We start from the raw sequence: 23,334 nt of genomic DNA, 5'->3' as shown, positions 1-23,334 counted from the left end.
TCCGCTGCGCCCCTCGTCGGGGTCGTCATGGGATCCGACTCCGACTGGCGAGTGATGAGCGACGCGTCCCAGGCGCTGACGGACTTCGCCATCCCTCATGAGGTGGAGGTCGTGTCGGCCCACCGCACGCCAGACAAGCTCATGCAGTATGCCAGGGAAGCGCGTGCGCGCGGCATCCGGGTGATCATCGCGGGAGCCGGGGGAGCGGCACATCTGCCGGGGATGCTCGCGTCGATGACGGCCTTGCCCGTGATCGGCGTGCCGGTCCCGCTCGCCTACCTCGACGGGATGGATTCGCTGCTCTCCATCGTCCAGATGCCGGCAGGCATCCCGGTGGCGACGGTGTCGATCGGCGGAGCGAAGAACGCCGGCCTCCTCGCCGCGCGGATCCTCGGCACCTCCGACGCCGACCTCGCGGATCGCGTCGAGACCTATGCTCTCGACCTCGAGGCCCAGGTCGAGGAGAAGAACGAACGGCTGAAGGGTTCGCTGTGACCCTCGCGCCGCCGCGTGGTGCGGCGCGACCCCTCATCGAGACGAGACCGCTGCGGCATCCTGATTCTGCGGACGGTAGGCTGATGGCCAAGCGCGGTTGGTGGCTGGTGCTGCTCAACGTGCTCGTGCCGGGGTCCGCGCAGGTGCTCGCGGGCAACAGGAGATTGGGAAGATTCGGTCTCGGAGCCACCCTGGTCGCCTGGCTGCTCGTCGTCGTGGCCGCGGGGCTCGGGCTGTTCGCGCGCCCGTTCTTCCTCTGGCTCACCGTCGGAGGAGGGTTCTTCTCGGCAGCGATCCTCACTCTCATCCAGGCACTGCTGATCGCGTATGTCGTGCTCTGGCTCGTTCTCACCTTCGACACACTTCGGCTCGTCCGTCTGGTGAAAGTGCCCGGGCTGTCGCGGCTGGCGATCCCGCTGGTCGCGCTGTTGATCCTCGGTCTCGTCGGCTCGGGGACCGCCTACGCGGCATCGATCGTCGGCTCCGCGAGGAACACCATCAGCACCATCTTCGGGCAGAGCGGCCCGAGCCTTCCGCCGAGCGACGGCTACTACAACATCCTCCTTCTCGGTGCGGACAGCGGCGAAGGCCGTGATTCCATGCGCTACGACAGCATCTCGGTCGTCTCGGTCAATGCCTCGACCGGCGCGGTCACCATCACCGGAATCCCGCGTGAGCTGCCGAATGCTCCGTTCAGCGACGGCAGCCCGATGCAGGCGCTCTACCCGAACGGTTTCGAGGGACACCAGTCGAGTGCGTGCGGGTGGAACGGCTGGATGAACCACATCCGCAACGCTGCCGAGATCTGCCGCGAAGACAAGGGGACCGAACTCTACCCCGACGCGGTCGCGAACGGATCGGATCCGGGCATCGAGGCGACCAAGGATGCGGCTGAGGGCGTGCTCGGAATCGAGATCCCCTACTACGTGTTCGTCGACATGCACGGTTTCGCCGCTCTCGTCGATGCGCTCGGAGGCGTCACGATCACCGCCACCGAGCGGCTCCCCAAGGGGGGCCCGCCGGACGGCACTGATCCGTACGACGTCGATGCGTGGGCGATCGGCTGGATCGAGCCCGGCGAGCAGGTCATGGACGGTGATACCGCGCAGTGGTACGCCCGCTCTCGATACACCACCAGCGACTGGGACCGCATGAAGCGCCAGAGGGAGCTGCAGGAAGCGATCCTCGCGCAGTTCACGCCGCAGACCGTGCTCACCCGTTTCAACGAGGTCGCTGCAGCCGGCACTGCGCTCATCAGCACGGACCTGCCGCAGGACAAGCTTCCGGAGTTCTTCGAGCTCATGACGAAGGCAAAGGAGCAGCAGGTCACGACGATCGAGCTGACGCCCGAGAACGGCGTGGACGAGCTGAGTCCTGACTACGGGGTCATCCATTCGATGATCCAACAGGCCCTGCATCCGCCGACGCCGACCCCCGTCCCGACTCCCTGAGTCCGAGACGGGCTCATCCGGGCATGACTAAGCCCACGGCCTGCCCTCTGCTAGCGAGGGGCTCGGCCGTGGGCCTCCGGTGAAGCACCGGAGTCGCCAGACGACGGTGATCGGAGGGGGAGGGATCACCGTCGTCCAGCCGACCCCCGCACGTGGCGGGAGCCTGACCTAGGCGCGCTTGCGGCGTGCGACTCCCACGGCGACGAGAGCTCCACCGGCCACGACAGCGGCTGCGCCACCACCGAGGACCCATGGCGACACCTCTGCGCCGGTCAGAGCCAGTTCGAGTCCTCCGCCCGTGAGCGGAAGCTCGCTGCCTGCAGCAGCGACGGCGGGATCGTGATCACAGCTCACGGCTGCATCGTGCCCCTCGGTGACGGTGACCGTCGCGGTGTACGACCGCGAACCGTCGAAGGAGAGGGAGTACGACCCCTCGCCGTCGGCCGGCGGACGGAACGTGACCATCAGGCTTCCGTCGGCTGCTGCCGTGTTGCCCGAGACAGCGGAAGCACCGGCATCCAGACCGGATACCGATACGCCGACGTTCTCGGACGGCTGGAAGTACCCGGCGCCGAAGGCGACGGTCGAGACCTCGCAGGTGTCGATGATCGGATCACCGACTGCGACGCGAGGCGTGTCCGCATACGTGTCGGATTCGGCAGAGGCGACGGCGGGTGCCATGAGCACGAGCGCGCCAGCGGTAAGGCTGATTGCAGCCAGTTTCTTCAGCATGATTCTCCCCAGAAATACACGCGGAATCACATCCGGACACACCCCTGCGTCCGACTGTGTGGGCTCATCCCGTCCCCACGACAGGATTACCGAGCCCATATATTCCCCAGTGGGGACGACATTACATCATCGACAGGGGAAAGTCACGACGCGCAACGCAGCTCATCCCGCGAGATGTCGGGATCAGTGACCAATGGCGTGTGGACCACCTCGGTGAGCCGTTCGCCGGCTCCCTGTCCGGTGTAGTCGACCGTGATCGTCGTCGACTCGCCGGGGGCCAGCACCACGTCGTGCTGCACCGCCGTGCGGTCGCCGAGCAGAGCCGTCTGCACCGGCTCCTCGACGCCGTCACGGTCGATGTGCGAGGGAATGGCGCCCTCGGGGCCGTAGACCGTCACGAGAGTGCGCAGGGATCCCGGAGGGACGCCGTAGAAGCCCCCAGCGGTGACGTACGGACTGAGCGAGCTCGCCACCTCGGCGGTGACGCTGTTCGTCCACGTCACGCGGACCCGGGTCGTGGGCTCTCCGTCGCAGACCCCGACCGACGTCGAGATGGCCGCGTCGGCGTAGTAGTCCATCTTGCCGCCGGTCGTGTCGTTGAAGAGCACGCCGACGTGGGTCTTCGTGTCGTCGACGGGGAGCGCTCCACCGAGGGTGCTCGCGGCGAGCAGCTTCTCCTCATCCTCGTACGCGCTCCAGATACGGACGCGTCCTTCCTCGGCGGAGGTGGCGAGCGCGCCGACCAGCTTCTTCGGGTCGCCACCGGAGAGGGCGGCGCCGAACAGCGAACTGGCGGCCTGGGCGAAGATCTGGTCCTGCACGGCCGGGTCGGGAACCGTCGCGTAGATCTCGGAGAGAAGGATGCTCACGACGTTGTCCGCGTCGGCAGTGAACGGTCCGAAGGCGAGCGGACCGGTGACCGCCAGGAGGTGCTTCGTCATGACGGAGTCGACCGCGATCACGCCGTCGACCTGCGTTCCGAATCTCTGCTGCCACCGAGCGGCGATCAGGGGTGCCGCCTCCGTGAAGTCGGGGATGCTGGTGATGTTCTGCAGATAGCGGCCCGGGCGATCCTCGAACAACGCGGTCGTCGATTCACTGAGGGGGAGTGCCTCATCCAGCGGAGGGAAATCCATGGTCGATGCCTGCTGTACGAGGCTGATCCGTCCGCCCTCGGCATGCAGCAGCGCGATCGCCCCGATGATGCCCCCCGAGGATCTCAGCTCGGAATTGTTCTGCATGGCGATGACATAGTTGCGCGGCCCCTCCGCGCCCAGCATGCTCGGCAGCAGCGCGGCGGCTCCGTGCAACGAGCCGACGACCGTCGCGGCCTGAGTGACGGTCGTCCGCATCTCGCGGACGGCGTCGGCCAGCGGCGGGAGAGTTCCCTCCGCATCGATGCGCAGCGCCTGTGACTCCGCCGCGGTCAGGGTCGCGCTGGCGTCGGCCAACGACGGCTCGATCGCGGCGAACGGAGCGAGATCGATCGCGCCGCCCGAGAAGCCGAGGCTCGCGAGGTCGAGCTCTTCGGCCGCGCCGAGTACCGGGACGAGTGCATCGGTCGCGACATCGTCGACGATCTCGGCCACTTCGCTGACGGCGGTGAAGTTGGGGCCCAGCCAGGGGATGAATCCGAAGGCATGCCAGACGGGTTCGGAGGTGAGATCGTGCGCGGATCCGGCGTGGTGGGCGATGCCCGCCGAGAGCGAGGCCGCCTCATCGAGATCACCGTCGGCTATGGCTGCTTTGAGTTCGGACGATGATGACGCGACCTGCTGCAGATCTGTGACCGCGCCGATGCCGCGTACGGTCACCCACCCGAGCGCCAGAACGAGCAGGGTCAGGACCACGCCGAGGGGCCATCGCAACCATCGGCGCTGTACGGGGAGACGTCCGTCACTCACCTGAGCATTCAAGCATGAAGCGGGATATCGGCCTATGCCGAGAGCGGATCCGCCCCGCGCCGCGAGGGTGCGGTGTTCCGGGCCCGCCGACGACTACTGTTGTCGCATGAGTGCTCGGCTGCGTGTTGTCCTCGATCAGCTGACGCATGTCGTCGATGCGGATCAGGCGTCGGCGGCGCTCGATCTCGCCTCGGCGCTCGTGAAGACGGCGCCCTCCGGGTGCGTGGTCGAGGCCATCGTCGCCGCCGGATCCGAGCCCTCGATCGATGGGGTGTCCGAGGTCCGTCGACTTCCGCTCGCGAGACGCGAGCTGGCGGCGTCGTGGCAGCTCGGACTCACGCAGGGAGTCGGCGGCGGGCTCATCCACTCCGCCACCCTGATGGCCCCACTCGTGCGGCACGACCGCGTGCACGACCACGATCAGACGACGGCGACCACGTGGGATCTGCTCGCGTGGGATGCTCCCGATTCGCTGTCGAAGACAGCCGTCTCCTGGCAGCGGGCGATGCTCAAGCGTGCCGTCAAGTATGCGGATGCCGTGGTGGTGCCCTCCCATGCGATGGCAGAGCGCATCGGAGAGATCGCCAAGCTCGGCGATCGGATCCGGGTGATCGCCGGCGCCGCGCCCGCGGGTTTCGTCGTGCCGCTCGACGCGGCGGCTCGCCGCAAGGCTCTGTCGCTCCCGGCCGGGTACATCGTGATGACCGGCTCGGAGCGAACACTGGACTCGGGCTTCCGAGCTGCGGTCGCGGCCGGGGTCGAAGCGGTGGTGCTCGACGCACCTGAAGGGTCGGAGCCGCGCTTCGCGGAGATCGCTGCGGCCGCCGGCCTGCCCGAATCGCGTGCTCACATCCGTGGTGTCCTGTCGCGCGATGATCGTGCAGCCGTCTTCGCCGGCGCATCCGCGCTGGTCGCGACCAGCGGCCTGCCGGCGTGGCCGTGGCGCGTCGTCGAGGCCATGACACTCGGCGTGCCCGTGATCGCGGTCGAGAGCGGGGTGCACCGCGACGTCATCGCGGACGGCGGTGCGATCGTCGATGGCGCAGACGTTCCCGACGCGGTCGTCGATGCGCTCGGCAGCGGGGCTCGTCGGCTCAGCGTCCTCGCTGCGGATCGCTCCAGAGCCTTCTCCTGGTTGGGAGCGGCTGAGCGGGTGTGGGGTCTGCACGCGGACCTGTGAGGCCCACGGGCCCCGTCACACGCGCATGAGCTCGACAGCGTCCTTGCTGGGTCCGTCGTAGCGGATCTTCCCGTCCCGGAGCAGGATGCCACGCTCGCACAGGTCCGACACCATGTTCAGGTCATGACTCACGACCACGAGCGTCTTGCCCTGTGCGTGCAGCTCGCGGATGCGGGCGAGACACTTGCGCTGGAACGGCTCGTCGCCCACCGAGAGGATCTCGTCGATCAGCAGCACGTCGACGTGCGTGTGGATCGCGACGGAGAACGCCAGTCGCAGGAACATGCCCGAGGAATAGTGCTTCACCTCGGTGTCGATGAACTTCTCGATCTCGCTGAACTCGACGATCGAGTCGAACTGGTCCTTCGTCTCCTGCTTGGACATACCCAGGATCGCGGCGTTGAGGAAGATGTTCTCCCGCCCGGAGAGGTCCGGGTGGAAACCGGCGCCCACCTCGATGAGTCCCGCGACGCGACCTCGGGTGCGCACCTGACCCTCATCGGGCCGCAGCACACCGGAGATCAGCTTGAGCATGGTCGACTTGCCCGAGCCGTTGAAACCGAGCAGGGCCACGGCCTCGCCCTCGCCGATCTCGAAGGACACGCCGTCGAGTGCCTGGAAGTCGGTGGTCAACGGCTTCCGCCGCACGGCCGCCACGAACGTCTCCTTGATGGAGTGGGTGTGGCGGAGCTTGAAGTGCTTGTGCACGTCCTCGACGAGGATGCGAGGCGCGTCAGAGATCCTGGGCAAAGCGACCCTCCAGACGGCGGAACACGATCTCGCCGATGATCAGGATGACGATGGACACTGCGAGAGCGATGAGGGAGTGCACCCACAGCGACGGCAGGGGTTCGGCGTTCGCCGGATCGAGCGCGTGCCAGATGCCGTAGTGGAAGAGCTCCACGGCTCCGGTGATCGGGTTCAGCGCGTACAGCTGGAACAGCCACTCCGGGACCTTGGAGGCGACCATCTGCCACTGGTACATGACGGGGGAGGCCCACACCGACACCATCACGATGATCTCGACGAAGCTCTGCGCGTCGCGGAAGGTGACGTTGATCGCACCGAAGAGCAGCCCGAGGCCGGTGGCGAGCAGCGCGATGATCACGAGTCCGAGAAGAAGAGCGCCGATGCCGACGAACGTGGGCGTCCAGCCGAAGAAGAGCGCGATCACGACCACGACGATGATCTGCGGCACGGTGTTGATGGCCGCGACCATCGTGCTCGCGACGGGGAACATCTGTCGCGGGAAGTAGATCTTCTTGATGAGCGCGGCATTGTCGACGAGTGACCTCGTGGCGTTCGAGAAGGACTCGTTGAAGAACGTCACCGCCGTGATGCCCGACAGCAGATAGATCGGGTAGTACTCGATGCTGTCGTTCAGTCGGAGGAAGACTCCGAGGGCGAAGAAGAAGACGAGGAACTGGATCAGCGGCTTGACGTACGACCACAGCCATCCGAGCACGGAACCCCGGTAGCGGATGCCCACTTCTTTGCGGACGATCAGGCTGAGAAGGTACCGACGCCGGAACACGTCGAGCAGTCCGGTGCTCCCTCCGGGCTGGGTCAATCGCAGCTCATCGGGTACTGATGTGTGAGACACGGGCGTTCTCGTCACCTCCGTCAGACGTCCGGTTCGGGTGGAACGCCTCACCAATCATAGGTTCTCGTCGCTGTGCCGCCCCTCATTACCTGACTCGCGCGGAGTGTCGAAGGTCGCTCAGCAGTACCCCGCCCGTGCGTGCGCCGGTCGCGGAGGTAGGCTCTAACTGACGGATCACAGGACGATGATGGGGAACACAGCGGCAATGACCTCGCAGAGCGGATGGATCGTACTCGCCGCCTATCAACCTGACGCCGAGCTGTTCGCTCGCCAGCTGCGCAGCATCCAGGAGCAGACTCTGCGCGACTGGACGTGCGTGATCTCGGTCGACGGAGATGCCGAGACCGTGCGACGCGTGCTCGCGGACACGGTCGGTGATGACACACGCTTCCGAGTCATCGCGGACGGCACCAGACGCGGGTTCTATCTCAACTTCGAGCGCGGTCTGCTCGAAGTGCCGGCAGATGCCGCGTGGGTCGCGCTGAGCGACCAGGACGACTACTGGTACCCGGGAAAGCTCGCCCTTCTCGTCGGGCGGCTCGAGGACGCGCCGCTCGCTTCGGGACAGGCTCGTCTGGTCCGGCATCCGTCGGGGGACGTCACCGGCGTGACCGACCGCGCCTTCGTCGGTGGAGCGCAGCTGGTCCTGGCCAATCAGGTGACAGGTTCCCTGTGCGTCTTCCGGGGTGCGCTGCTCGCGACCGCCCTGCCCTTCCCTCGCGTGCCGACTCGAGTGGAGACGCATGACCATTGGCTGGCGGTCGTCGCCGCGACGTACGGCGACCTGGCCATCGTCGAGGATGTCGTGCAGGACTACGTCCAACATGGAGCGAATGTCTACGGCGACCCCTCTCAGCAGAAGGCGATGGGCCTGATCGAGACGATCCGCGAGACGCTCGCGAAAGCACGGAGATACGAAGGGAGCGCCTCACCTCTCGCCGTGTTGCGGATGTTCTTCCTCGTGCAGGTGGGGTGGCGTCAGGTGATCGTGGAGGTCCTGCAGATGCGCGGGCGCAGCGTCGCCCCCGATGTCCTCGCGGCCTTCGGCCGTCGTCGTCGGCTGCGCCCGCTGCGCCGGCTTCAGCGGGAAGCCGAGGCGATGGGGATCATGGTGCGTCGCTCGTCGTGGGAGTACCTGATCGGCTGGTTCTCAGGCTCTCTGACGGGCGGAAGACGCCGTGCTCATGCCTTCGCCGTCCGCGCGGGCTCTGCGACGGCGACGCGCTGACGCTCAGCAGGAGCTCGATGAGTCCGGGATAGGATCGATCGGGCGCAGCCGCTGCCGCGTGCAGGGTGGCGCTGACAAGTCACCGCCGCGGAGCAGGAGCACGACATACCCATGACGATCTGGATCGAACTCCTGCTCGCGCTCGGCACACTCGGCGTGCTGCTGTTCGTGCCGGGCTACCTGATCGCGCGAACTCTCGGTCTTCGCGGTCTGTGGGCGGTCGCGGTGTCGGGTCCGGCATCGGTGACGGTCGTGGTGATCGCGTCCGTCGTGGCTCCGCTCGTGGGGTTGGCCTGGGGAGTTCTTCCCGTGGTGGTCGTCCTGGTGGCGCTGCTCGTGGTCGTGGCGGCTCTCCGGATGCTGCTCTGGCGCACCCTGCCGCTCGACCGTGTCGAGGCGAGTCTGCATCCCTGGGCCTGCGTGGCGCTCGTCGCGGCGCCTCTGGTGATCCTGATCCAGGTGCTCCTCATGATCGGATCGCCCGACCATATCTCCCAGACGTTCGACAACATCTTCCACCTCAACGCCGTCCGCTATGTCCTCGAGACGGGGAACGCCTCCCCGTTCTGGGTGTCGTCGCTCACCAGCGCTGAGTCCGGCGTGCCACCGACGTTCTACCCGGCCGGGTGGCACGCCTTCTCGGCTCTGCTCGTGGGGGTCAGCGGGGTCTCGATCCCCGTGGCATCGAATGCTCTGGTCATCGGCTTCGCCACCTTCACGTGGACGACCGGGATCATCGCACTCACCCGGGAGCTGTGGGGGAGCCGCACGGTGACGATCGTGGCGGCCGCGGCCGCCTCGACGTGCTTCCCCGCCTTTCCCCTCCTTCTCGCCGATTACGGAGTCCTGTTCCCGTACATGATGGGCTTGAGCTTCGTGCCCGTCACTCTGGCTCTGCTCATCCGCGCGGTGCTCGGCGGATTCTCGGACGGTCGGGAGCGCATCGCTTGGCTGGTGGCTCTCAGCGGTCTTCTTCCTGCCATCGCGATCAGTCATCCCGGCGCGCTCGTGGCCCTGCTCGCCTTCGGTGCGGTGGTGCTGATCGCGGCCCTCGCGCGGCGAGCCGGGCAGTCGACGGAGCGTATCCGAGGGGGCGTCTGGCCGTGGGCGTGGATGGCGGTCTACCTCGTCGTCGCCGGATGCCTCTGGTACTTCCTGCGGCCGCCGGCAGACGCGCGCACGTGGCCGCCTGAGATGACCGTGGGGCAGGCCTTCGGAGAGATCATCACGGCATCTGTGAACCGTGCGCCCGTGAACCTGGGAATGGCGGCGCTCGTCGTCATCGGAGTCATCGCGGTCTTCCGGTCCAGGACGACTCGCGCGTGGCTCGCGCTCGGGCTGCTCGCACTGGCAGCGGCCCTCTACATCACCGCCGCAGGCGTTCCGTACCTCATCTTCCGCGACGTCCTCGTCGGTGCCTGGTACAACAACATCCCCAGGCTCGCCGCTCTCATGCCTCTCGTGTGGGTGCCGCTGGCGGCCCTCGGCTTCACCGCGGCCTGGGATGCTCTCCTCGCTCGGCGTCGTGCCGACGCCAGGCCGCTGTTGGCCACTGTCGCGATCGTCGTTCTCCTGCTCGCGGTGTTCCCCGTTCCCCAGGCGATGAGCATGCGCCAGGCCGTGCGCGATGCACGGGCGAACTATGCCGTCACTGACGAGGCGCCGCTGCTGAGTTCCGACGAATGGACTCTGCTCGACCGACTCGACGACGAGGTGCCCGCAGACGCCGTGATCATCGGAAGCCCCTGGACCGGGACCGCTCTCGCTTATGCGCTGGCGGACCGTGAGGTTCTGCTTCCGCACACGCTGATGTACGTCTCTCCGGAGATGCAGGAGATCCTGGATCGGCTCGACACCGCAGACGCCGGATCAGAGGTATGCGATCTTCTGCTCGACCGTCGGATCGAGTACGTGCTCGATTTCGGTCGACGCGAGGTGAACGACGGTCGTCACATCTATCGCGGTCTCGATCGTCTCGCGTCGTCGGACTCGGTCGAGCTCATCGACTCCGAGGGCGATGCGCGGCTGTACCGCGTCACCGCATGCGGTTGACCGACTGAGAGAAGAGCGGGCGCGGTCAGCTGCCCTGTGCGGCGAGCCCGCGCAGGGCAGCCCGAGAACGGTAGATCGCCAGGCCGATCGAGGTGAGCGCGAGTGCGACCAGCGCACCGGGCACGCCGAAGAGCAGAGTGCCCACGAGGACTCCGAGCAGCGCGGAACCGGTTGCGACGCCGGCTGAGAGGGCGAGCTCGCGGGAGCGACCGATCGTGACGAGCACCGCGAGGCCGGTCACCTGGCTGATCGCCTCGCCGGCGAAGCCGAATCCCATGACCACGGCGATCAGCAGCGGGATCACGATAGCGCCCTGCGAGAGCAGCGGCGACACCCATGGGGCACAGGTGATCATGCCGATGGCGCCCACAGTGCCGATCCCGCATGCGACCAGCATCGCGATCCGTCCGCGCGAGGCGATGTGCTCGCGCCCAGCCTCAGGAACCCAGCTCTGGATCGCCTGCAGGATCGGGGCGAGCACGAGGCCCGCGTAGCGGGAGAGTCTGTCCGCCAGCACGAACAACGGCAGCGCGGAGGCCGGGACGATGACCTGGACGATCACCACGGGCAGCGTCGTCAGAAGGCTGGTCGTGAAGGTGGCCGTGAACCCGGGCAACTGATCGCGGAGCAGTCCGCGCAGACTCTGGGTTCTGTCGATCCTCCACGGCCCGTCCGCCGATCGCGTCGCCACGAAGAGACAGGATGCCAACAGGCCCAGAACGGCGAACGCTGCTGTGCATGACGCATACATGAGAAGAGAGGGTGCGATGAGCACTCCGACGAGGGCCGCTGCCTGACCGAGGATCGCAGGCAGAGCGTCGAACAGGAAGAGTGCCACGGGGCGGTTGGTGCCGATGAAATACCATCCTGCGGCTGCCGCCGGAGCGACCGCGGTGAGGGAGACGAGAGCAGCGACCAGCGGATCGACCCCGACGATGAGCGCGGCGATGAACGTTCCCGCCGCGAGCACCGGAACCAGGATGACGAGGCGCGCCAGCAGCGACGTCGCGAAGAATCCCTTCCGGTCAGCGGCCGCGAGGCTCGCAACGGTGCTCGGTCCTGTCGCGCCCCACCCGAAACCCACGACGACAGCGAGGAACTGGGCGATCGACTGCAACACGGCCAGGCGTGCCCACGTGGTGTCGCCCAGCTGCCCGATCAGCACGGGGATCGACACCACCCCGACCAGCGTCGAGAGGATGATCGACAGTGAGAACAGGAAGGAGCGGCGGACCAGTTCGTGCCCGATCGCCTTCCTCGCGCGGCCCTGCCGGGGTGCGGGGTCGCTGGTCATCGGGCGTTCCGGCCGAGGCGGGTGAGTCGTGCCATCAGATCGGCAGGTATGCGGCCGCCGACTCCGGCGCGTCCGTCCCGGATACCGCGATACAGCGCCACGAGCTGTGCTCGGCGGTCGCCCGCCACCAGAAGACCGCCGATGATCATCGACGAGAGAAGCCGGGTGCGCCGCCATGTCCAGGACGCGCGTTCACGACCATAACGACGGGACAGCACGACCGAGTTGCGCACCATGTAGTACGTGCGGAACGGAGCGTGGTAGAGCAGATGGCGCGGGCGTCCGCCCAGAACGAGGTGGCGACCGAAAATCATGAGGGGGACGAGCGTTCCCAGCTCGTGTCCGATGTCGGAGTCCGGCACCAGCACATAGCGGTACCCGGCTCTCCACGCACGCAGCGTGTATTCGCTGTCCACCGCATCGATGAAGAGCGACTCGTCGAACGGGCCCACCCGGTCGAACACGTCGAGTCTCACCACTTGGCCGGCTTGGATCGGATCGAACGGGTGTCCGTCCCGGTCCATCACGATGCCCGTCCCTCCCGCCGATGAGGGCGCGGCGCCGACGGCCCGCTCTCCGCGCGCGACAGCGGACTCCAGGGCGCTGAGGGCCCGGTCGACATAGTCCTCGTGGATCCAGGAATCCTGGTCGAGCGTCAGGACGTGCGTGGCGCCCGAATCCCGCGCGGCTGCGAAGCCGACGTTCAGAGCTCTGGCGATCCCACCGTTCTCCGGGAGCTCGATCACCGTGACTCGTGGATCGCTGATGCCCAGGGCATGCGTCGAGGCGGTTCCGTCATCGACCAGGATGACGGAGTGGACCTGTGTGAGAAGGCCCTGCACGTGATCGCGCAGTTCTGCGGGCGCGCGGAAGGTGGGGATCACCGCGACGACGATGGGGTCTGCGTCGGTCCGGCTCATCGGTGGCCCTCCTCGATCAGCTCGGCGTACAGGGTGCCGATACGGTCTCGGAACGCCGTCAGCCCGTACTCGTCGACCGCCCAGTCGCGGATCTTCGCCTCGTGATCGCGATTCGGGTCCTGCAGAACATCGACGACGGCGGATGCGAAGGAATCGGGGTCGTCGGTGATGCGACGGATCGCGTCCTCCCGCTCGATCCCCTCGGCTCCCACGGGGGTTGCCACCACCGGGATGCCTCGCAGAAGGGCATCGATGGTCTTGAACTTGACGCCCGCGCCATTGTGCAGGGGGACGACGATCACATCCGCGGGCTCGATGAAGGGATCCATCGACTCCACGAACCCCGTGATCGACACCGACTCATCATCGGCTGCGAGGCGGGTCAGTGCGACGCTGGGATTCGCGCCGACCACGGTGAAGCGAGCAGCAGGAACCGCGGCACGCACCTGCGGCCAGACCCTCTGCAGGAACCATCGCGCAGCCTCGTCGTTGTCGGGGCGCCCCATCGCACCGCTGAACACCACGAGGGGAGAGGAATGAGCGGCCCGCGGTGCCGCGGGCCGCGGTACCGGGAACCCCGGGCGAACGACCTCGGGGCGCGCCGTCGGAGCCAGGGATCGAACAAGCCGTGCGTCCTTGTCGCTGAAGACCACGACTCGGTCGGCGGTTTCGAAGGTACGGCGCTCCCTGCGTGCGCTCGCCTTGGCAGCGATGGCATACGCTGCGCGCAGCAGCGGACCTCGTGCCGTCTCCGCTGCACGGGACCACCTCTGGGTGATCACGTCGTGCGCGATGACGACGACGCGGGCGCGGGGATTGCGAGCGAGAGCGATCGGGATCAGGCTTCCCATCTCGGACCACTGGAACTCGATCACGTCGGCTTCCTCGAGGATCCTCGAGGCCGAGACGCTCCGGCGCAGCGCGCGGGCGAACCACCCGTGAGCCGTGCTGCCGCGGAGCAGGGAGGCGACGTCGGCGATCGGCTTGAGTCGATCCTGGGCGGTGGGCCCGGATCCCGAGAGCAGGAGCAGTGGGCCGGAGGCGCCCCTGGCCACGGCTTCGCGATTGAGGGCACTGGCCGGGGCGATCGCGGTCAGAGCGAACTCCGCCTCCAGCGCGCGGTAGTGCTGGAGAGCGTACTCGCCTCCTGCATGCGCGATCCCGGCGTACGGGACGTACTTGGTCACGCTGGCGACGGCGGGGCGGGCTCCGCGCACAGGTGGGGATGAATGCATATCAGCTAGCCTAGGCGTCGATGTCCGACATGAATGACGCCGCGATGCCGGTTGCCCGATACGCAGCCGTGATCATCGCATATCACCGACCCGATCTACTGGCGGCCGTGCTCGAGCGCCTTCGCGTGCAGACGCGGCAGCCAGCGATGGTCGTCGTCGTCGACAACGGCGGAGACATCACGGAATCGAGCCTCGGGGGAGTGGACGCTCCGATACTCGTCAGCCGCGCGGACAATCCCGGGTACGCGGCCGCCGTCAACATCGCAGCGGACCGTGCGCGGGAGGCGGGGATCGAGCACCTTCTGGTCCTCACCCACGACGCGGTCTTCGACCGCACGCTCGCGGGGTCCCTGCTGGACGCTCTCGCCGACGATCCGCGTGCGGGGTGCGCAGCGCCGACGCTGCGCTGGGTCTCTCGACCCGACCGGATCTTCTCGTCCGGCGGTGTCCTCACCCGAGGTGGCCGCGCGTACCATCGGACGGACGAGGTCTCGGGTCCCCGAGCCGTCCACTGGGTCGACGGAGCGGTGGCCCTCCTGCGTATCGGCGCTCTCGACGCGATCGGGGGCGTCGACGAACGGTACTTCCTCTACTTCGAAGACGTCGACACGGGCTGGTCGCTCGCGCGCGCAGGGTGGCGCACGCTCGTCGTGCCGGAGACCGCGCGACAGGAGCCGGGCGCCCATCCGCTGCGGCTTGGCCTCCGGAACATGGTGTTGTTCATTCGCAAGGCGCACCTGCCAGTGCTGCCCTCGATCTTCGCCGTCGGTCGACGGGCGGCCGAAGAGCTCGTCGTCGCCCTCCGCCGCGATCGACGGCTCCCTCTTGCCGCGGCGCTCCGCGGGATCGTCGACGGAGTGGCCGGACGCCAGGGCAAGCCATGAGCGGTGAGGTTCTGATCGACATCGTCCTGCCGTACTACAGCCCTTCGAAGCGGGCGTGGCCGGCGATCGAATCGGTCCTCGCGCAGACGTACGCCCACTGGAGACTCGTGGTGGTCGACGACGCGTATCCGGAAGAGGGAATCAGAGAGCGGCTGGCGGCTCTCGAGGACCCTCGTGTCGAGTATGTGCGCAATGACGAGAACATCGGTCTCGCGCGGAACTTCAGCCGGTGTCTCGAGCTCGTCCGCGCCGAACATTTCACCATGCTCGGTGATGACGACCTGATGCACCCCACCTATCTCGAGAGCATCGTCGCGCGGCTGGCCGCGAATCCGGGTGTAGACATCGTTCAACCCGGTGTGCGCGTGATCGACGGTGAAGGGCGACCGACGCTGCCGCTCGCGGATCGCATCAAGAGCGTGCTGCGACCCCGGGGCGGATCGGACGGCGTCGTGCTCGCCGGAGAGCGGATGGCCGAGAGTCTCATCCGGGCCGACTGGGCATATTTCCCCTCACTCGTCTGGCGCACGGCCGCGGCGCGTCGGCACGGTTTCCGCGAGGAGTATGCGGTGGCTCTCGATCACGGTCTCCTGCTCGACATCGCGCTCGACGGCGGTTCGATCCTCGTGTACGACGACGTGGTATTCGACTATCGACGTCATCGTTCGTCGGTGTCGTCGGCGACGGCCTCATCGGGGATCCGATTCGCGCAGGAGCGGGATTTCGCTCTCGCCTTCGCGGCGCGGATGGCTTCCCGTGGCTGGCGCCGCGCCGCACGCACCGGACGACGACGAGTCATCTCGCGACTGCATGCAGCCACCGAGGCCGTCGCCGCTCTGCTCGGCAGAGACGTTCGCCGCGCGCGCTCGCTGGTCGCCTTCGTCGTCCGTTGAGGCTGAGGCCGTCCCGGGTGTCGGGTCGGCGTCAGGAGGGCTCGGTCTCGCGCGCATCTCCACGGCGATGCGAATTCTCAAGCTGTTGCACGCGCAGGTGAAGGCTCTCCAGCTCCGTGCGCGCCAGCGCGGCCTCCTCTGCCACACGCCGCATCTCATCCTCCGTATGGGACAGCTCCCAGGACAGATGCAGAGAGACGCCGAGCAGTAGCACGATCGCCAGCGAGAACAGCAGGTTCGCCGGGACTTGAACTCCCAGGATGCCGGTCGCCCAGATGAGGAGATCGGGAAGGATGCCGAGGATCAGGACGCAGACCGCGATGATGATCCACATCACCGCGTACTTCTCGCGAAGTCGTCGAGCCAGCAGCATCCAGAAGACGACGACGAGGATGATGACCGCCATCGCGATCCCTGCAGCAACGATCATGACTGCTCCGATCGGGCGACGGCCTGCGCGCGTCGAGGGCCACGCAACAGAGCCAGGGCGAGGGCGAACACCGAGCGCAGCAGATAGACGGAGGCTCCGACCGGGCCTTGGCTCGGATTCCCGTGGACGCGCGGGCGCATCGCCACGGGGACCTGAGTGACGACGAGACCCGCGTGGCACGCGGCCACGAGCGAATCGATGGTGTCTCCGAGGTATTCCGCGGGGTAGTAGGCGATATATTGCGCGAGTGCGCGCTCGTTGGCGGCGCGGAAGCCGCTCGTCACGTCCGTCAGGCGCGCTTTCGCGACGCGCGACACCGTTCGGGCGAGGAACAGCATCGCCCACTTCCGCGGGCCGCGAACCGAGTAGTCGCCGACCTCGGCGAACCTGGCCCCGATGGAGATGTCGGCATGCTCCAGGCCTTCGAGGACCCGGGCGATGTCCGAAGGGTTGTGCTGACCGTCGGCATCCACCTGGATCACTCGTCGGTAGCCGTGTCGGTGCGCGTAAGTGAATCCGGTGCGCATCGCCCCACCCACGCCGAGATTGAACGGGAGAGAGATCACTGTCGCTCCGGCGTCGCGAGCCACGTCGGGAGTGTCGTCCCCAGAGCCGTCGTCCACGACCACGACGTCGTACGACGGGCTCGCCTCCCGAATCTCCGTCACGGTATGCCCGACGTTGCGGGCCTCGTTCCACGCGGGCACGATGACCAGCACTCGATCAGCCAGTGTCGTCATAATCAGTTCAGTCTAGTCGGGATGGCAGGCAGCCCCGTGGGGAGGAGAGCACCTGCCGCGCACGGTGTCGCTCGGCCCGGATCACCTCGGAAGTCGACCGCGGGTCAGGGCGCGACGGGGTCAGCAGGGTCGCCGATCGGATAGTCGGATGCCTCGTCCGAGGCGATCTCCACGATCTCCGGTTCCTCGCCGCCGAGGAGGCGAAGATCCTCCTCGGACACGACGTGGTGCAACGAATCCGAGGAGAAGACGTAGACCTCGGGGCGATCCGTGAAGCGCACCATGTCCCCGTCACGCAGGATCGGGGTGCTGAACGTGTACGAACCACGGAACTGCGACGGCAGGTTCTGAATGGGCGGCACGACGCCGCCGCCAAGACGAACCAATGTCGCGTAATCCTGAACGTGCTTCAGCGTCTTCCCTGTCATGCGATAGATCTCTCCCCGTCCGGCGAAGCTGACGAACGCCCCCTCCGCCAGATACGGCGCACCCTTCTTGAAGGCTGCGATCGTGGCATTCGACCATGTCGCCGTGTACGGCGACTTGCCGCCGTTGATCTCGAGCAGTCGCTGTGCCGACTGCACGTGACGGATCGCTCCCTTCTCGAGGGCGTAGATCGGATCCGCCGTCCTGGATTTGATGAAAGCGGGGCCGGAGATGGTCTTTCCCGTGCGCGGCAGCACGGCGCAGACGGACCCCGGAAGAGTCGGGCCCTTGCCTGCACGTCCGGTATCAGTCACGGCCGTCAGCTTCCCGCCGTCCACGACGAAGGTCTGCGAACCACATGAGAAGAGCGGAGCGAGGGTCGTCGACGTGTCGTAACCCGCGAAAGTCCCTTTCGCCACGGGCTGATAGGCGGTGATGCCTGCGTCGGCGCTCATCTCCCAACTGGGGATATGGGTGAGAGATGCGGCATTTCCGACGATGTACACCTCGTCGCGTGATGTCTCCTTGACGAGCGTGCCCGGGGCGAGCAGCGCCCGGCCGAGCGCCGGGAAGGCGGCGTTTCCCGCGGGGAAGACTGCCACGTAGTTCTTGGCCTTGCCCTGCTCCAGCTGCCAGGCGAGTCCGTTGGCGATGTGGCGCCGCTGTCCGTTCTCCCATTTGTAGTAGTCCGGGGAATCCTCGGAGCGGAAGTAATTCCCGACCGGCTGGCCCGTGGGGTACCCCGCGAGAAGTGCCGGAGTGAGGGGAGTGTAGTCGTCGACGCGCATCCCGTAGCGGCTGATGAGCTCCGCGGTGGCGAAGTGGTGTTTCGTGCCGTCGGGCTGAAGCAGATAGATCGCTCCGTCACGCGCATCGCGAACCAGCCGGATGAATCGGTTTCCGGTCGGCAACGACGCGGCGTACGACGGCGAGACGGTGCGCACCGACCCGACCCGCTTCGTCAGCACGGCGAGATCCGCAGGGTTGGTGACGTAGTGCTTGGTGCCACCGGAAAGGAGGAACACCTGTCCGGTGTCGGAGGTCCGGATCAGATTGGACGAGGGGTTCTGCGTGCTTCCGAACCAGTCGGTGAAGTAGTTGTGGAAGTTGCGGTTTCCGTACGCCGAGCAGCTGTCGCCCGAGCCGTAGCCGGCGCGGAGCGCTGCCGCGTTGGGCTGATACGGCGTGTAGTAGTACAGCGCGGCGGTGGCAGCGTTCTCGACACGAACCGGTCCACGCCCGCACGCGCTGTTCGGGTTGTACATGATGTTCCAGGTCTTGCCCGGCGCGTAGTAGGTGAAGTAGCGGCCCTCGGTGTAGATCTTCATCTGCCGTCCGGCGCCGTAGATCTGGTAGAAGAATCCCGAGAAGGCGGGGTCGCACGGTGCCGTGTCGGGGCACCCCTGTCCGAGCGCCATGCTGAAACGCCAGTCGCTGGGCCACGTGTGGGTGACGAGGCTCTGCTCCTTCTGGAGCATGACGATGAAGACCTGCGGGTTGATGCCGCACGACTGGGCGACCTTGTAGATGATCGTCGCCGCGGATTCGTTGCCCGCACCCTGGTAGCCGTTGCAGTACTGGTCTGCAGCGCGGTTCGGGGTGTTCTGGCGATAGTCCTTGAGGCAGACGTATCCTGTGCGGCACGAGGCCACCTTCGAACGGAAGAAGGAGTCGATGCTCGCGGCGGTCATCGTCGAGCTGTCGAAGAACACCTCATCGGAGATGATCTTGCCGGCGCGGAAGCCGTCGGTGATGAGCGTCTTGACAGGGGACGCGGCACGGGTGGCGGGGGCAGCCGTCGAGACTCCCGTCGTCACGGACGCGTCGGCCGCGGGGGCCGAGGCGCTCGCCGGGCTCGCGATGAGGAGCGAGACAGCGAAGGTGACGGCGGCGGAGCTCGCGATGAGCGCGCGCAGGCGTGAGCGTGAGGACGTGGGGCGGGTCACTCTGCCATTGTGACGGAAAGTAACAGATGATGCCACTGTGATGCGTGTGAAGCAAGTCAAGGATCGCCGCGGGCGGTTCTTGCAGCGGGGATGTGGCACGATGTTGGGGTGAAAGGCATCATTCTTGCGGGCGGCTCCGGAACTCGACTTCACCCCATCACCCTGGGCGTGTCGAAGCAGCTGATCCCCGTCTACGACAAGCCCATGGTCTACTACCCGCTGTCGACGCTGATGCTGGCGGGGATCCGGGACATCCTGGTGATCACCACGCCTCACGACGCCGCTCACTTCGAGCGACTGCTCGGTGACGGTTCGCAGTTCGGGATCAACCTCACATTCGCGCAGCAGCAGTCTCCCGACGGACTCGCACAGGCTTTCACCATCGGCGCCGACTTCATCGGCGACGACGGTGTGGCGCTGGTCCTGGGCGACAACCTGCTCTACGGCCCCGGCCTCGGCAACAAGCTGAAGCGCTTCGGGAACATCGACGGTGGAGCCATCTTCGCTTACTGGGTCGCCGAGCCCGAGGCCTACGGCGTCGTCGAGTTCGATGCCGACGGCACCGCGGTGTCGCTCGAAGAGAAGCCCGCTCAGCCGAAGAGCAACTACGCGGTGCCCGGACTCTACTTCTACGACAACGACGTCGTCGAGATCGCGCGCAACCTCGCGCCGTCCGCGCGCGGCGAGTACGAGATCACCGACATCAACCGTGCGTACCTCGAGCGCGGGAAGCTGCAGGTCGAGGTGCTGCCTCGCGGCACGGCCTGGCTCGACACCGGGACGTTCGACCAGATGACGGATGCCGCGGAGTACGTCCGCACGATGGAGCGTCGCACCTCGCTCAAGATCGGCGTGCCCGAAGAGGTCGCGTGGCGCCAGGGCTTCCTGTCGGACGACGAATTGCGCGAGCGTGCCGAGAAGCTCGTGAAGAGCGGCTACGGCGCCTACCTGCTGGATCTGCTCAAGAGAGGAAACGCATGACCCGCCTGCTCGTGACGGGAGGTGCCGGATTCATCGGATCCAACTTCGTGCACTATGTCGTCGAGAACACCGACTACGTCGTGACCGTGCTCGACGCGCTCACCTATGCCGGCAATCGCGACTCGCTCGCAGGTCTCCCGGAGGACCGCGTGCAGTTCGTGCACGGCGACATCACCGATGCCGAGCTCGTCGATCGTCTGACCGCTGAGGCGGATGCCGTCGTGCACTACGCCGCGGAATCGCACAACGACAACTCGCTGCACAGCCCACGGCCGTTCCTCGACACGAACATCATCGGCACGTACACGCTGCTCGAGGCCGCACGACGCCACGACCGTCGCTTCCACCACATCTCGACGGACGAGGTGTACGGCGACCTCGAGCTCGACGATCCCGAACGCTTCACCGAGCAGACGCCCTACAACCCGTCCTCGCCGTACTCGTCGACCAAGGCGGGAAGCGACCTTCTCGTTCGCGCCTGGGTGCGTTCGTTCGGCGTCAAGGCGACGATCTCGAACTGCTCGAACAACTACGGTCCGTACCAGCACGTCGAGAAGTTCATCCCGCGTCAGATCACGAACGTCATCCGCGGCATCCGCCCGAAGCTGTACGGAGCGGGCGAGAACGTGCGCGACTGGATCCACGCCAACGACCACTCCTCGGCCGTCCTCACGATCCTCGAGAAGGGCCGCATCGGAGAGACGTACCTGATCGGCGCCGATGGCGAGCGCAACAACAAGGACGTCGTCGAGCTCATCCTCGAAGGCATGGGACAGCCGCGCGACGCCTACGATCACGTGACCGACCGTGCAGGACACGACCTCCGCTACGCGATCGACTCGACCAAGCTCCGCACGGAGCTCGGCTGGACGCCGCAGTTCGAGGACTTCGAGTCGGGCCTTGCCGCCACCATCCAGTGGTACAGGGACAACGAGTCGTGGTGGGCGCCGTCGAAGGACTCCACTGAGGCCTTCTACGCGTCGAAGGGTCAGTAAACGACCGTGGGCGATATCGATTTCGGCAAGCAGCTCGGAGCGACCGAGACCGGCATACCCGGTCTCGTGGTGTTCGACCTCCCGGTCCACGGAGACTCCCGCGGCTGGTTCAAGGAGAACTGGCAGCGCGAGAAGATGACCGCGCTGGGTCTGCCCGACTTCGGGCCGGTTCAGAACAACATCTCGTTCAACGACGCCGTCGGTACGACCCGGGGAATCCACGCAGAGCCGTGGGACAAGTGGGTCTCGGTCGCAACGGGGCGCATCTTCGGCGCGTGGGTCGACCTGCGGGAGGGGCCTTCCTTCGGTGCGGTCTTCACGACCGAGCTCGACGCCTCGAAGGCGATCTTCGTCCCTCGGGGTGTGGGGAACTCATACCAGACACTCGAAGCCGACACCGCGTACACCTATCTCGTGAACGACCACTGGTCGGCGGATGCATCGTATTCGTTCCTCAATCTCGCTGACGAGACCAGCGCTATCGCCTGGCCGATCCCGCTGTCCGACGTCGAGATCTCGGCGAAGGACCTCGCTCACCCGCGTCTGGCGGACGTGACCCCCGTCGCGGCGAAGAAGGTCCTCGTCGTCGGCGCCGGCGGTCAGCTCGGCCGCGCGCTGCGCGCCGAACTCGGCGATGCGGCGCACGTCGAGTGGACGACCCGTGCGGAGTTCGACCTCGGCGACGCCGAGATCCGTTCCGCCCGACGCTGGCGCGACTACGAGGCGATCGTCAACGCAGGGGCGTACACGGCCGTCGACCTCGCGGAGACCGACGAGGGGCGTCGCGACGCCTGGGCGGCCAACGCCTCGGGTCCCGCCCGGCTGGCAGCGATCGCCGCGGAGTTCGGCGTGACCCTCGTGCACGTGTCGAGCGACTATGTCTTCGACGGAACCGCCGATCGACCATATCTCGAGGGCGACGCCCTCAGCCCTCTCGGCGTCTACGGGCAGTCGAAAGCAGCCGGCGACCTCGCTGTGAGCACGGCGCCGCGCCACTACATCCTGCGCACCTCCTGGGTGATCGGAGACGGCAAGAACTTCGTCCGCACCATGGCATCGCTCGCCGAGCGGGGAATCGACCCGAAGGTGGTCGACGATCAGCGAGGCCGGCTCACATTCGCCTCCGAGATCGCCCGGGCCGTCGTCCACCTTCTCGACACGAACGCTCCGTACGGCACATACAACGTGAGCGGATCCGGCGACGCACGGACGTGGAAGGACATCGCGAGCGACATCTTCGCGATCACGGGCGCGGATCGATCCCGCGTGTCGGGTGTGAGCACCGCCGAGTATTTCGCGAACGCGACCGGCCCCGTCGCGCCGCGCCCGCTCAACAGCGTGCTCGACCTGTCGAAGCTCGAGGCCACCGGCTTCGTGCCTCGCGACGCGGGTGAGCAGCTCGAGGAGTATCTGACGCCGTGACCGCGCCCGCTCCGGCGGCCGCGGTCACCCGCGCGTCGGCGCGCACCGGCAGGTTCCGCACCGACATCCAAGCGCTGAGGGCGGTTGCGATAGCTCTCGTCGTGCTCAACCACCTGTGGCCGGAGCAGATCACCGGTGGGTATGTGGGAGTCGACGTCTTCTTCGTCATCTCCGGGTTCCTGATCACCGGGCATCTCCTGTCGGAGTTGGACCGCACCGGCCGCGTCCGCCTGTCGGCCTTCTACGCCAGGCGGATCCGGCGTCTGCTGCCTGCGGCGCTCCTCGTGATCTTCGTGACGATGATCGGGGTGTGGGCGCTCCTTCCGTTCGCGCGGTGGACCGACAACGCGCTCCAGGCCCTGGCGAGTGTGTTCTACGTGGAGAACTGGTCTCTCGCCTCTCTCTCGGTGAACTACTCCGCTCACAACGCGGCGGCCAGCGCGGTGCAGCACTACTGGTCGCTGTCCGTCGAGGAGCAGTTCTACCTGGTCTGGCCGCTGATCGTGCTCGCGGCAGCTGCCGC

Annotated in this window: 21 protein-coding genes; 11 read left to right on the top strand and 10 right to left on the bottom strand. The window is 66.9% G+C overall.

Features of this window, described 5'->3' with window-relative positions:
- The first annotated feature begins 27 nt into the window (after nt 1-27).
- The gene (gene purE / locus RTM68_RS03890) at nt 28-495 is read left to right on the top strand and encodes a 5-(carboxyamino)imidazole ribonucleotide mutase (RefSeq protein ID WP_194764841.1); all 468 of its coding nucleotides are present in this window, start codon (nt 28-30) and stop codon (nt 493-495) included.
- An 80-nt stretch (nt 496-575) separates the two neighbouring features.
- Nucleotides 576-1,946 carry an LCP family protein gene (locus RTM68_RS03885; RefSeq protein WP_396654180.1) on the top strand — a complete coding sequence of 457 codons (1,371 nt, stop codon included), beginning with the start codon at nt 576-578 and terminating at the stop codon, nt 1,944-1,946.
- A 168-nt stretch (nt 1,947-2,114) separates the two neighbouring features.
- On the opposite strand, the gene RTM68_RS03880 is transcribed toward RTM68_RS03885, so the two are convergent.
- Together RTM68_RS03880 and RTM68_RS03875 are read right to left on the bottom strand one after the other, a co-directional pair.
- Complete coding sequence (locus RTM68_RS03880) at nt 2,115-2,678, bottom strand: hypothetical protein (RefSeq protein ID WP_312168440.1); 564 nt, start codon at nt 2,676-2,678, stop codon at nt 2,115-2,117.
- Between the two features lie 143 nt (nt 2,679-2,821).
- Nucleotides 2,822-4,582: a DUF4012 domain-containing protein gene (locus RTM68_RS03875; RefSeq protein ID WP_312168438.1), complete on the bottom strand. Its 1,761-nt coding sequence runs from the start codon at nt 4,580-4,582 to the stop codon at nt 2,822-2,824.
- A gap of 106 nt (nt 4,583-4,688) precedes the next feature.
- On the opposite strand from RTM68_RS03875, the gene RTM68_RS03870 reads away from it, so the two are divergent.
- Nucleotides 4,689-5,762: a glycosyltransferase gene (locus tag RTM68_RS03870; protein WP_312168435.1), complete on the top strand. Its 1,074-nt coding sequence runs from the start codon at nt 4,689-4,691 to the stop codon at nt 5,760-5,762.
- Between the two features lie 15 nt (nt 5,763-5,777).
- Here the strand turns inward: RTM68_RS03870 and RTM68_RS03865 are convergent, their stop codons facing one another.
- Together RTM68_RS03865 and RTM68_RS03860 are read right to left on the bottom strand one after the other, a co-directional pair.
- Nucleotides 5,778-6,512: an ABC transporter ATP-binding protein gene (locus RTM68_RS03865; RefSeq protein WP_312168432.1), complete on the bottom strand. Its 735-nt coding sequence runs from the start codon at nt 6,510-6,512 to the stop codon at nt 5,778-5,780.
- Complete coding sequence (locus RTM68_RS03860; RefSeq protein WP_194764691.1) at nt 6,496-7,365, bottom strand: ABC transporter permease; 870 nt, start codon at nt 7,363-7,365, stop codon at nt 6,496-6,498. Before RTM68_RS03860 ends, RTM68_RS03865 begins: the two co-directional genes overlap by 17 nt.
- A gap of 205 nt (nt 7,366-7,570) precedes the next feature.
- Between RTM68_RS03860 and RTM68_RS03855 the strand changes: the two genes are divergently transcribed.
- Nucleotides 7,571-8,593 carry a glycosyltransferase gene (locus RTM68_RS03855; RefSeq protein ID WP_312168428.1) on the top strand — a complete coding sequence of 341 codons (1,023 nt, stop codon included), beginning with the start codon at nt 7,571-7,573 and terminating at the stop codon, nt 8,591-8,593.
- 111 nt (nt 8,594-8,704) lie between these two features.
- Complete coding sequence (locus tag RTM68_RS03850; protein ID WP_312168425.1) at nt 8,705-10,645, top strand: DUF6541 family protein; 1,941 nt, start codon at nt 8,705-8,707, stop codon at nt 10,643-10,645.
- Between the two features lie 25 nt (nt 10,646-10,670).
- On the opposite strand, the gene RTM68_RS03845 is transcribed toward RTM68_RS03850, so the two are convergent.
- The 3 genes from RTM68_RS03845 to RTM68_RS03835 are packed head-to-tail and all read right to left on the bottom strand — an operon-like array spanning nt 10,671 to nt 14,094.
- Nucleotides 10,671-11,939: an oligosaccharide flippase family protein gene (locus RTM68_RS03845; protein ID WP_312168423.1), complete on the bottom strand. Its 1,269-nt coding sequence runs from the start codon at nt 11,937-11,939 to the stop codon at nt 10,671-10,673.
- The gene (locus tag RTM68_RS03840) at nt 11,936-12,859 is read right to left on the bottom strand and encodes a glycosyltransferase (RefSeq protein WP_312168421.1); all 924 of its coding nucleotides are present in this window, start codon (nt 12,857-12,859) and stop codon (nt 11,936-11,938) included. The genes RTM68_RS03845 and RTM68_RS03840 overlap by 4 nt, the downstream gene beginning before the upstream one ends.
- Nucleotides 12,856-14,094 (bottom strand): glycosyltransferase, encoded by a 1,239-nt coding sequence (locus RTM68_RS03835; protein WP_312168419.1) that lies wholly within the window; start codon nt 14,092-14,094, stop codon nt 12,856-12,858. The genes RTM68_RS03840 and RTM68_RS03835 overlap by 4 nt, the downstream gene beginning before the upstream one ends.
- 20 nt (nt 14,095-14,114) lie before the next feature.
- Between RTM68_RS03835 and RTM68_RS03830 the strand changes: the two genes are divergently transcribed.
- Complete coding sequence (locus RTM68_RS03830; protein ID WP_312168416.1) at nt 14,115-14,978, top strand: glycosyltransferase family 2 protein; 864 nt, start codon at nt 14,115-14,117, stop codon at nt 14,976-14,978.
- On the top strand, nt 14,975-15,871 hold the full coding sequence (locus RTM68_RS03825) for a glycosyltransferase (protein WP_312168414.1): 897 nt from the start codon (nt 14,975-14,977) through the stop codon (nt 15,869-15,871). The genes RTM68_RS03830 and RTM68_RS03825 overlap by 4 nt, the downstream gene beginning before the upstream one ends.
- A gap of 31 nt (nt 15,872-15,902) precedes the next feature.
- Here the strand turns inward: RTM68_RS03825 and RTM68_RS03820 are convergent, their stop codons facing one another.
- From RTM68_RS03820 to RTM68_RS03810, 3 genes are all read right to left on the bottom strand, one after another.
- On the bottom strand, nt 15,903-16,301 hold the full coding sequence (locus RTM68_RS03820; RefSeq protein WP_312168413.1) for a DUF2304 domain-containing protein: 399 nt from the start codon (nt 16,299-16,301) through the stop codon (nt 15,903-15,905).
- A complete protein-coding gene (locus RTM68_RS03815; protein WP_312168412.1) occupies nt 16,298-17,041 on the bottom strand; it encodes a glycosyltransferase family 2 protein in 744 nt (247 codons plus the stop codon). The genes RTM68_RS03820 and RTM68_RS03815 overlap by 4 nt, the downstream gene beginning before the upstream one ends.
- 104 nt (nt 17,042-17,145) lie before the next feature.
- Nucleotides 17,146-19,413 carry a hypothetical protein gene (locus RTM68_RS03810; protein WP_312168410.1) on the bottom strand — a complete coding sequence of 756 codons (2,268 nt, stop codon included), beginning with the start codon at nt 19,411-19,413 and terminating at the stop codon, nt 17,146-17,148.
- A 108-nt stretch (nt 19,414-19,521) separates the two neighbouring features.
- Here RTM68_RS03810 and rfbA point away from each other — a divergent pair, with 108 nt between their 5' ends.
- The 4 genes from rfbA to RTM68_RS03790 form a co-directional block, all read left to right on the top strand.
- Nucleotides 19,522-20,394 (top strand): glucose-1-phosphate thymidylyltransferase RfbA, encoded by an 873-nt coding sequence (gene rfbA, locus RTM68_RS03805; RefSeq protein WP_312168409.1) that lies wholly within the window; start codon nt 19,522-19,524, stop codon nt 20,392-20,394.
- Nucleotides 20,391-21,389 carry a dTDP-glucose 4,6-dehydratase gene (rfbB, locus tag RTM68_RS03800; RefSeq protein ID WP_312168406.1) on the top strand — a complete coding sequence of 333 codons (999 nt, stop codon included), beginning with the start codon at nt 20,391-20,393 and terminating at the stop codon, nt 21,387-21,389. Before rfbA ends, rfbB begins: the two co-directional genes overlap by 4 nt.
- A 6-nt stretch (nt 21,390-21,395) precedes the next feature.
- Nucleotides 21,396-22,811, top strand: coding sequence for a bifunctional dTDP-4-dehydrorhamnose 3,5-epimerase family protein/NAD(P)-dependent oxidoreductase (locus RTM68_RS03795; RefSeq protein WP_312168404.1), 1,416 nt, complete (start codon nt 21,396-21,398; stop codon nt 22,809-22,811).
- Nucleotides 22,808-23,334: acyltransferase (locus RTM68_RS03790; RefSeq protein WP_312168403.1), on the top strand; the 527-nt coding region annotated here is incomplete at its 3' end. The genes RTM68_RS03795 and RTM68_RS03790, both read left to right, overlap by 4 nt.

Source organism: Microbacterium sp. (genome assembly GCF_031988965.1).
Lineage (GTDB): Bacteria > Actinomycetota > Actinomycetes > Actinomycetales > Microbacteriaceae > Microbacterium.
The sequence above is the reverse complement of the archived record's forward strand: the minus strand, read 5'-3'. Positions and strand labels throughout refer to the sequence as shown.

Coding starts and splice junctions, on each gene's coding strand:
- purE (WP_194764841.1), top strand. CDS start 28: ATGGGATCCGACTCCGACTGGCGAGTGATGAGCGACGCGTCCCAGGCG.
- RTM68_RS03880 (WP_312168440.1), bottom strand. CDS start 2,678: ATGCTGAAGAAACTGGCTGCAATCAGCCTTACCGCTGGCGCGCTCGTG.
- RTM68_RS03870 (WP_312168435.1), top strand. CDS start 4,689: ATGAGTGCTCGGCTGCGTGTTGTCCTCGATCAGCTGACGCATGTCGTC.
- RTM68_RS03855 (WP_312168428.1), top strand. CDS start 7,571: ATGACCTCGCAGAGCGGATGGATCGTACTCGCCGCCTATCAACCTGAC.
- RTM68_RS03850 (WP_312168425.1), top strand. CDS start 8,705: ATGACGATCTGGATCGAACTCCTGCTCGCGCTCGGCACACTCGGCGTG.
- RTM68_RS03845 (WP_312168423.1), bottom strand. CDS start 11,939: ATGACCAGCGACCCCGCACCCCGGCAGGGCCGCGCGAGGAAGGCGATC.
- RTM68_RS03840 (WP_312168421.1), bottom strand. CDS start 12,859: ATGAGCCGGACCGACGCAGACCCCATCGTCGTCGCGGTGATCCCCACC.
- RTM68_RS03835 (WP_312168419.1), bottom strand. CDS start 14,094: ATGCATTCATCCCCACCTGTGCGCGGAGCCCGCCCCGCCGTCGCCAGC.
- RTM68_RS03830 (WP_312168416.1), top strand. CDS start 14,115: ATGTCCGACATGAATGACGCCGCGATGCCGGTTGCCCGATACGCAGCC.
- RTM68_RS03825 (WP_312168414.1), top strand. CDS start 14,975: ATGAGCGGTGAGGTTCTGATCGACATCGTCCTGCCGTACTACAGCCCT.
- RTM68_RS03820 (WP_312168413.1), bottom strand. CDS start 16,301: ATGATCGTTGCTGCAGGGATCGCGATGGCGGTCATCATCCTCGTCGTC.
- RTM68_RS03815 (WP_312168412.1), bottom strand. CDS start 17,041: ATGACGACACTGGCTGATCGAGTGCTGGTCATCGTGCCCGCGTGGAAC.
- rfbB (WP_312168406.1), top strand. CDS start 20,391: ATGACCCGCCTGCTCGTGACGGGAGGTGCCGGATTCATCGGATCCAAC.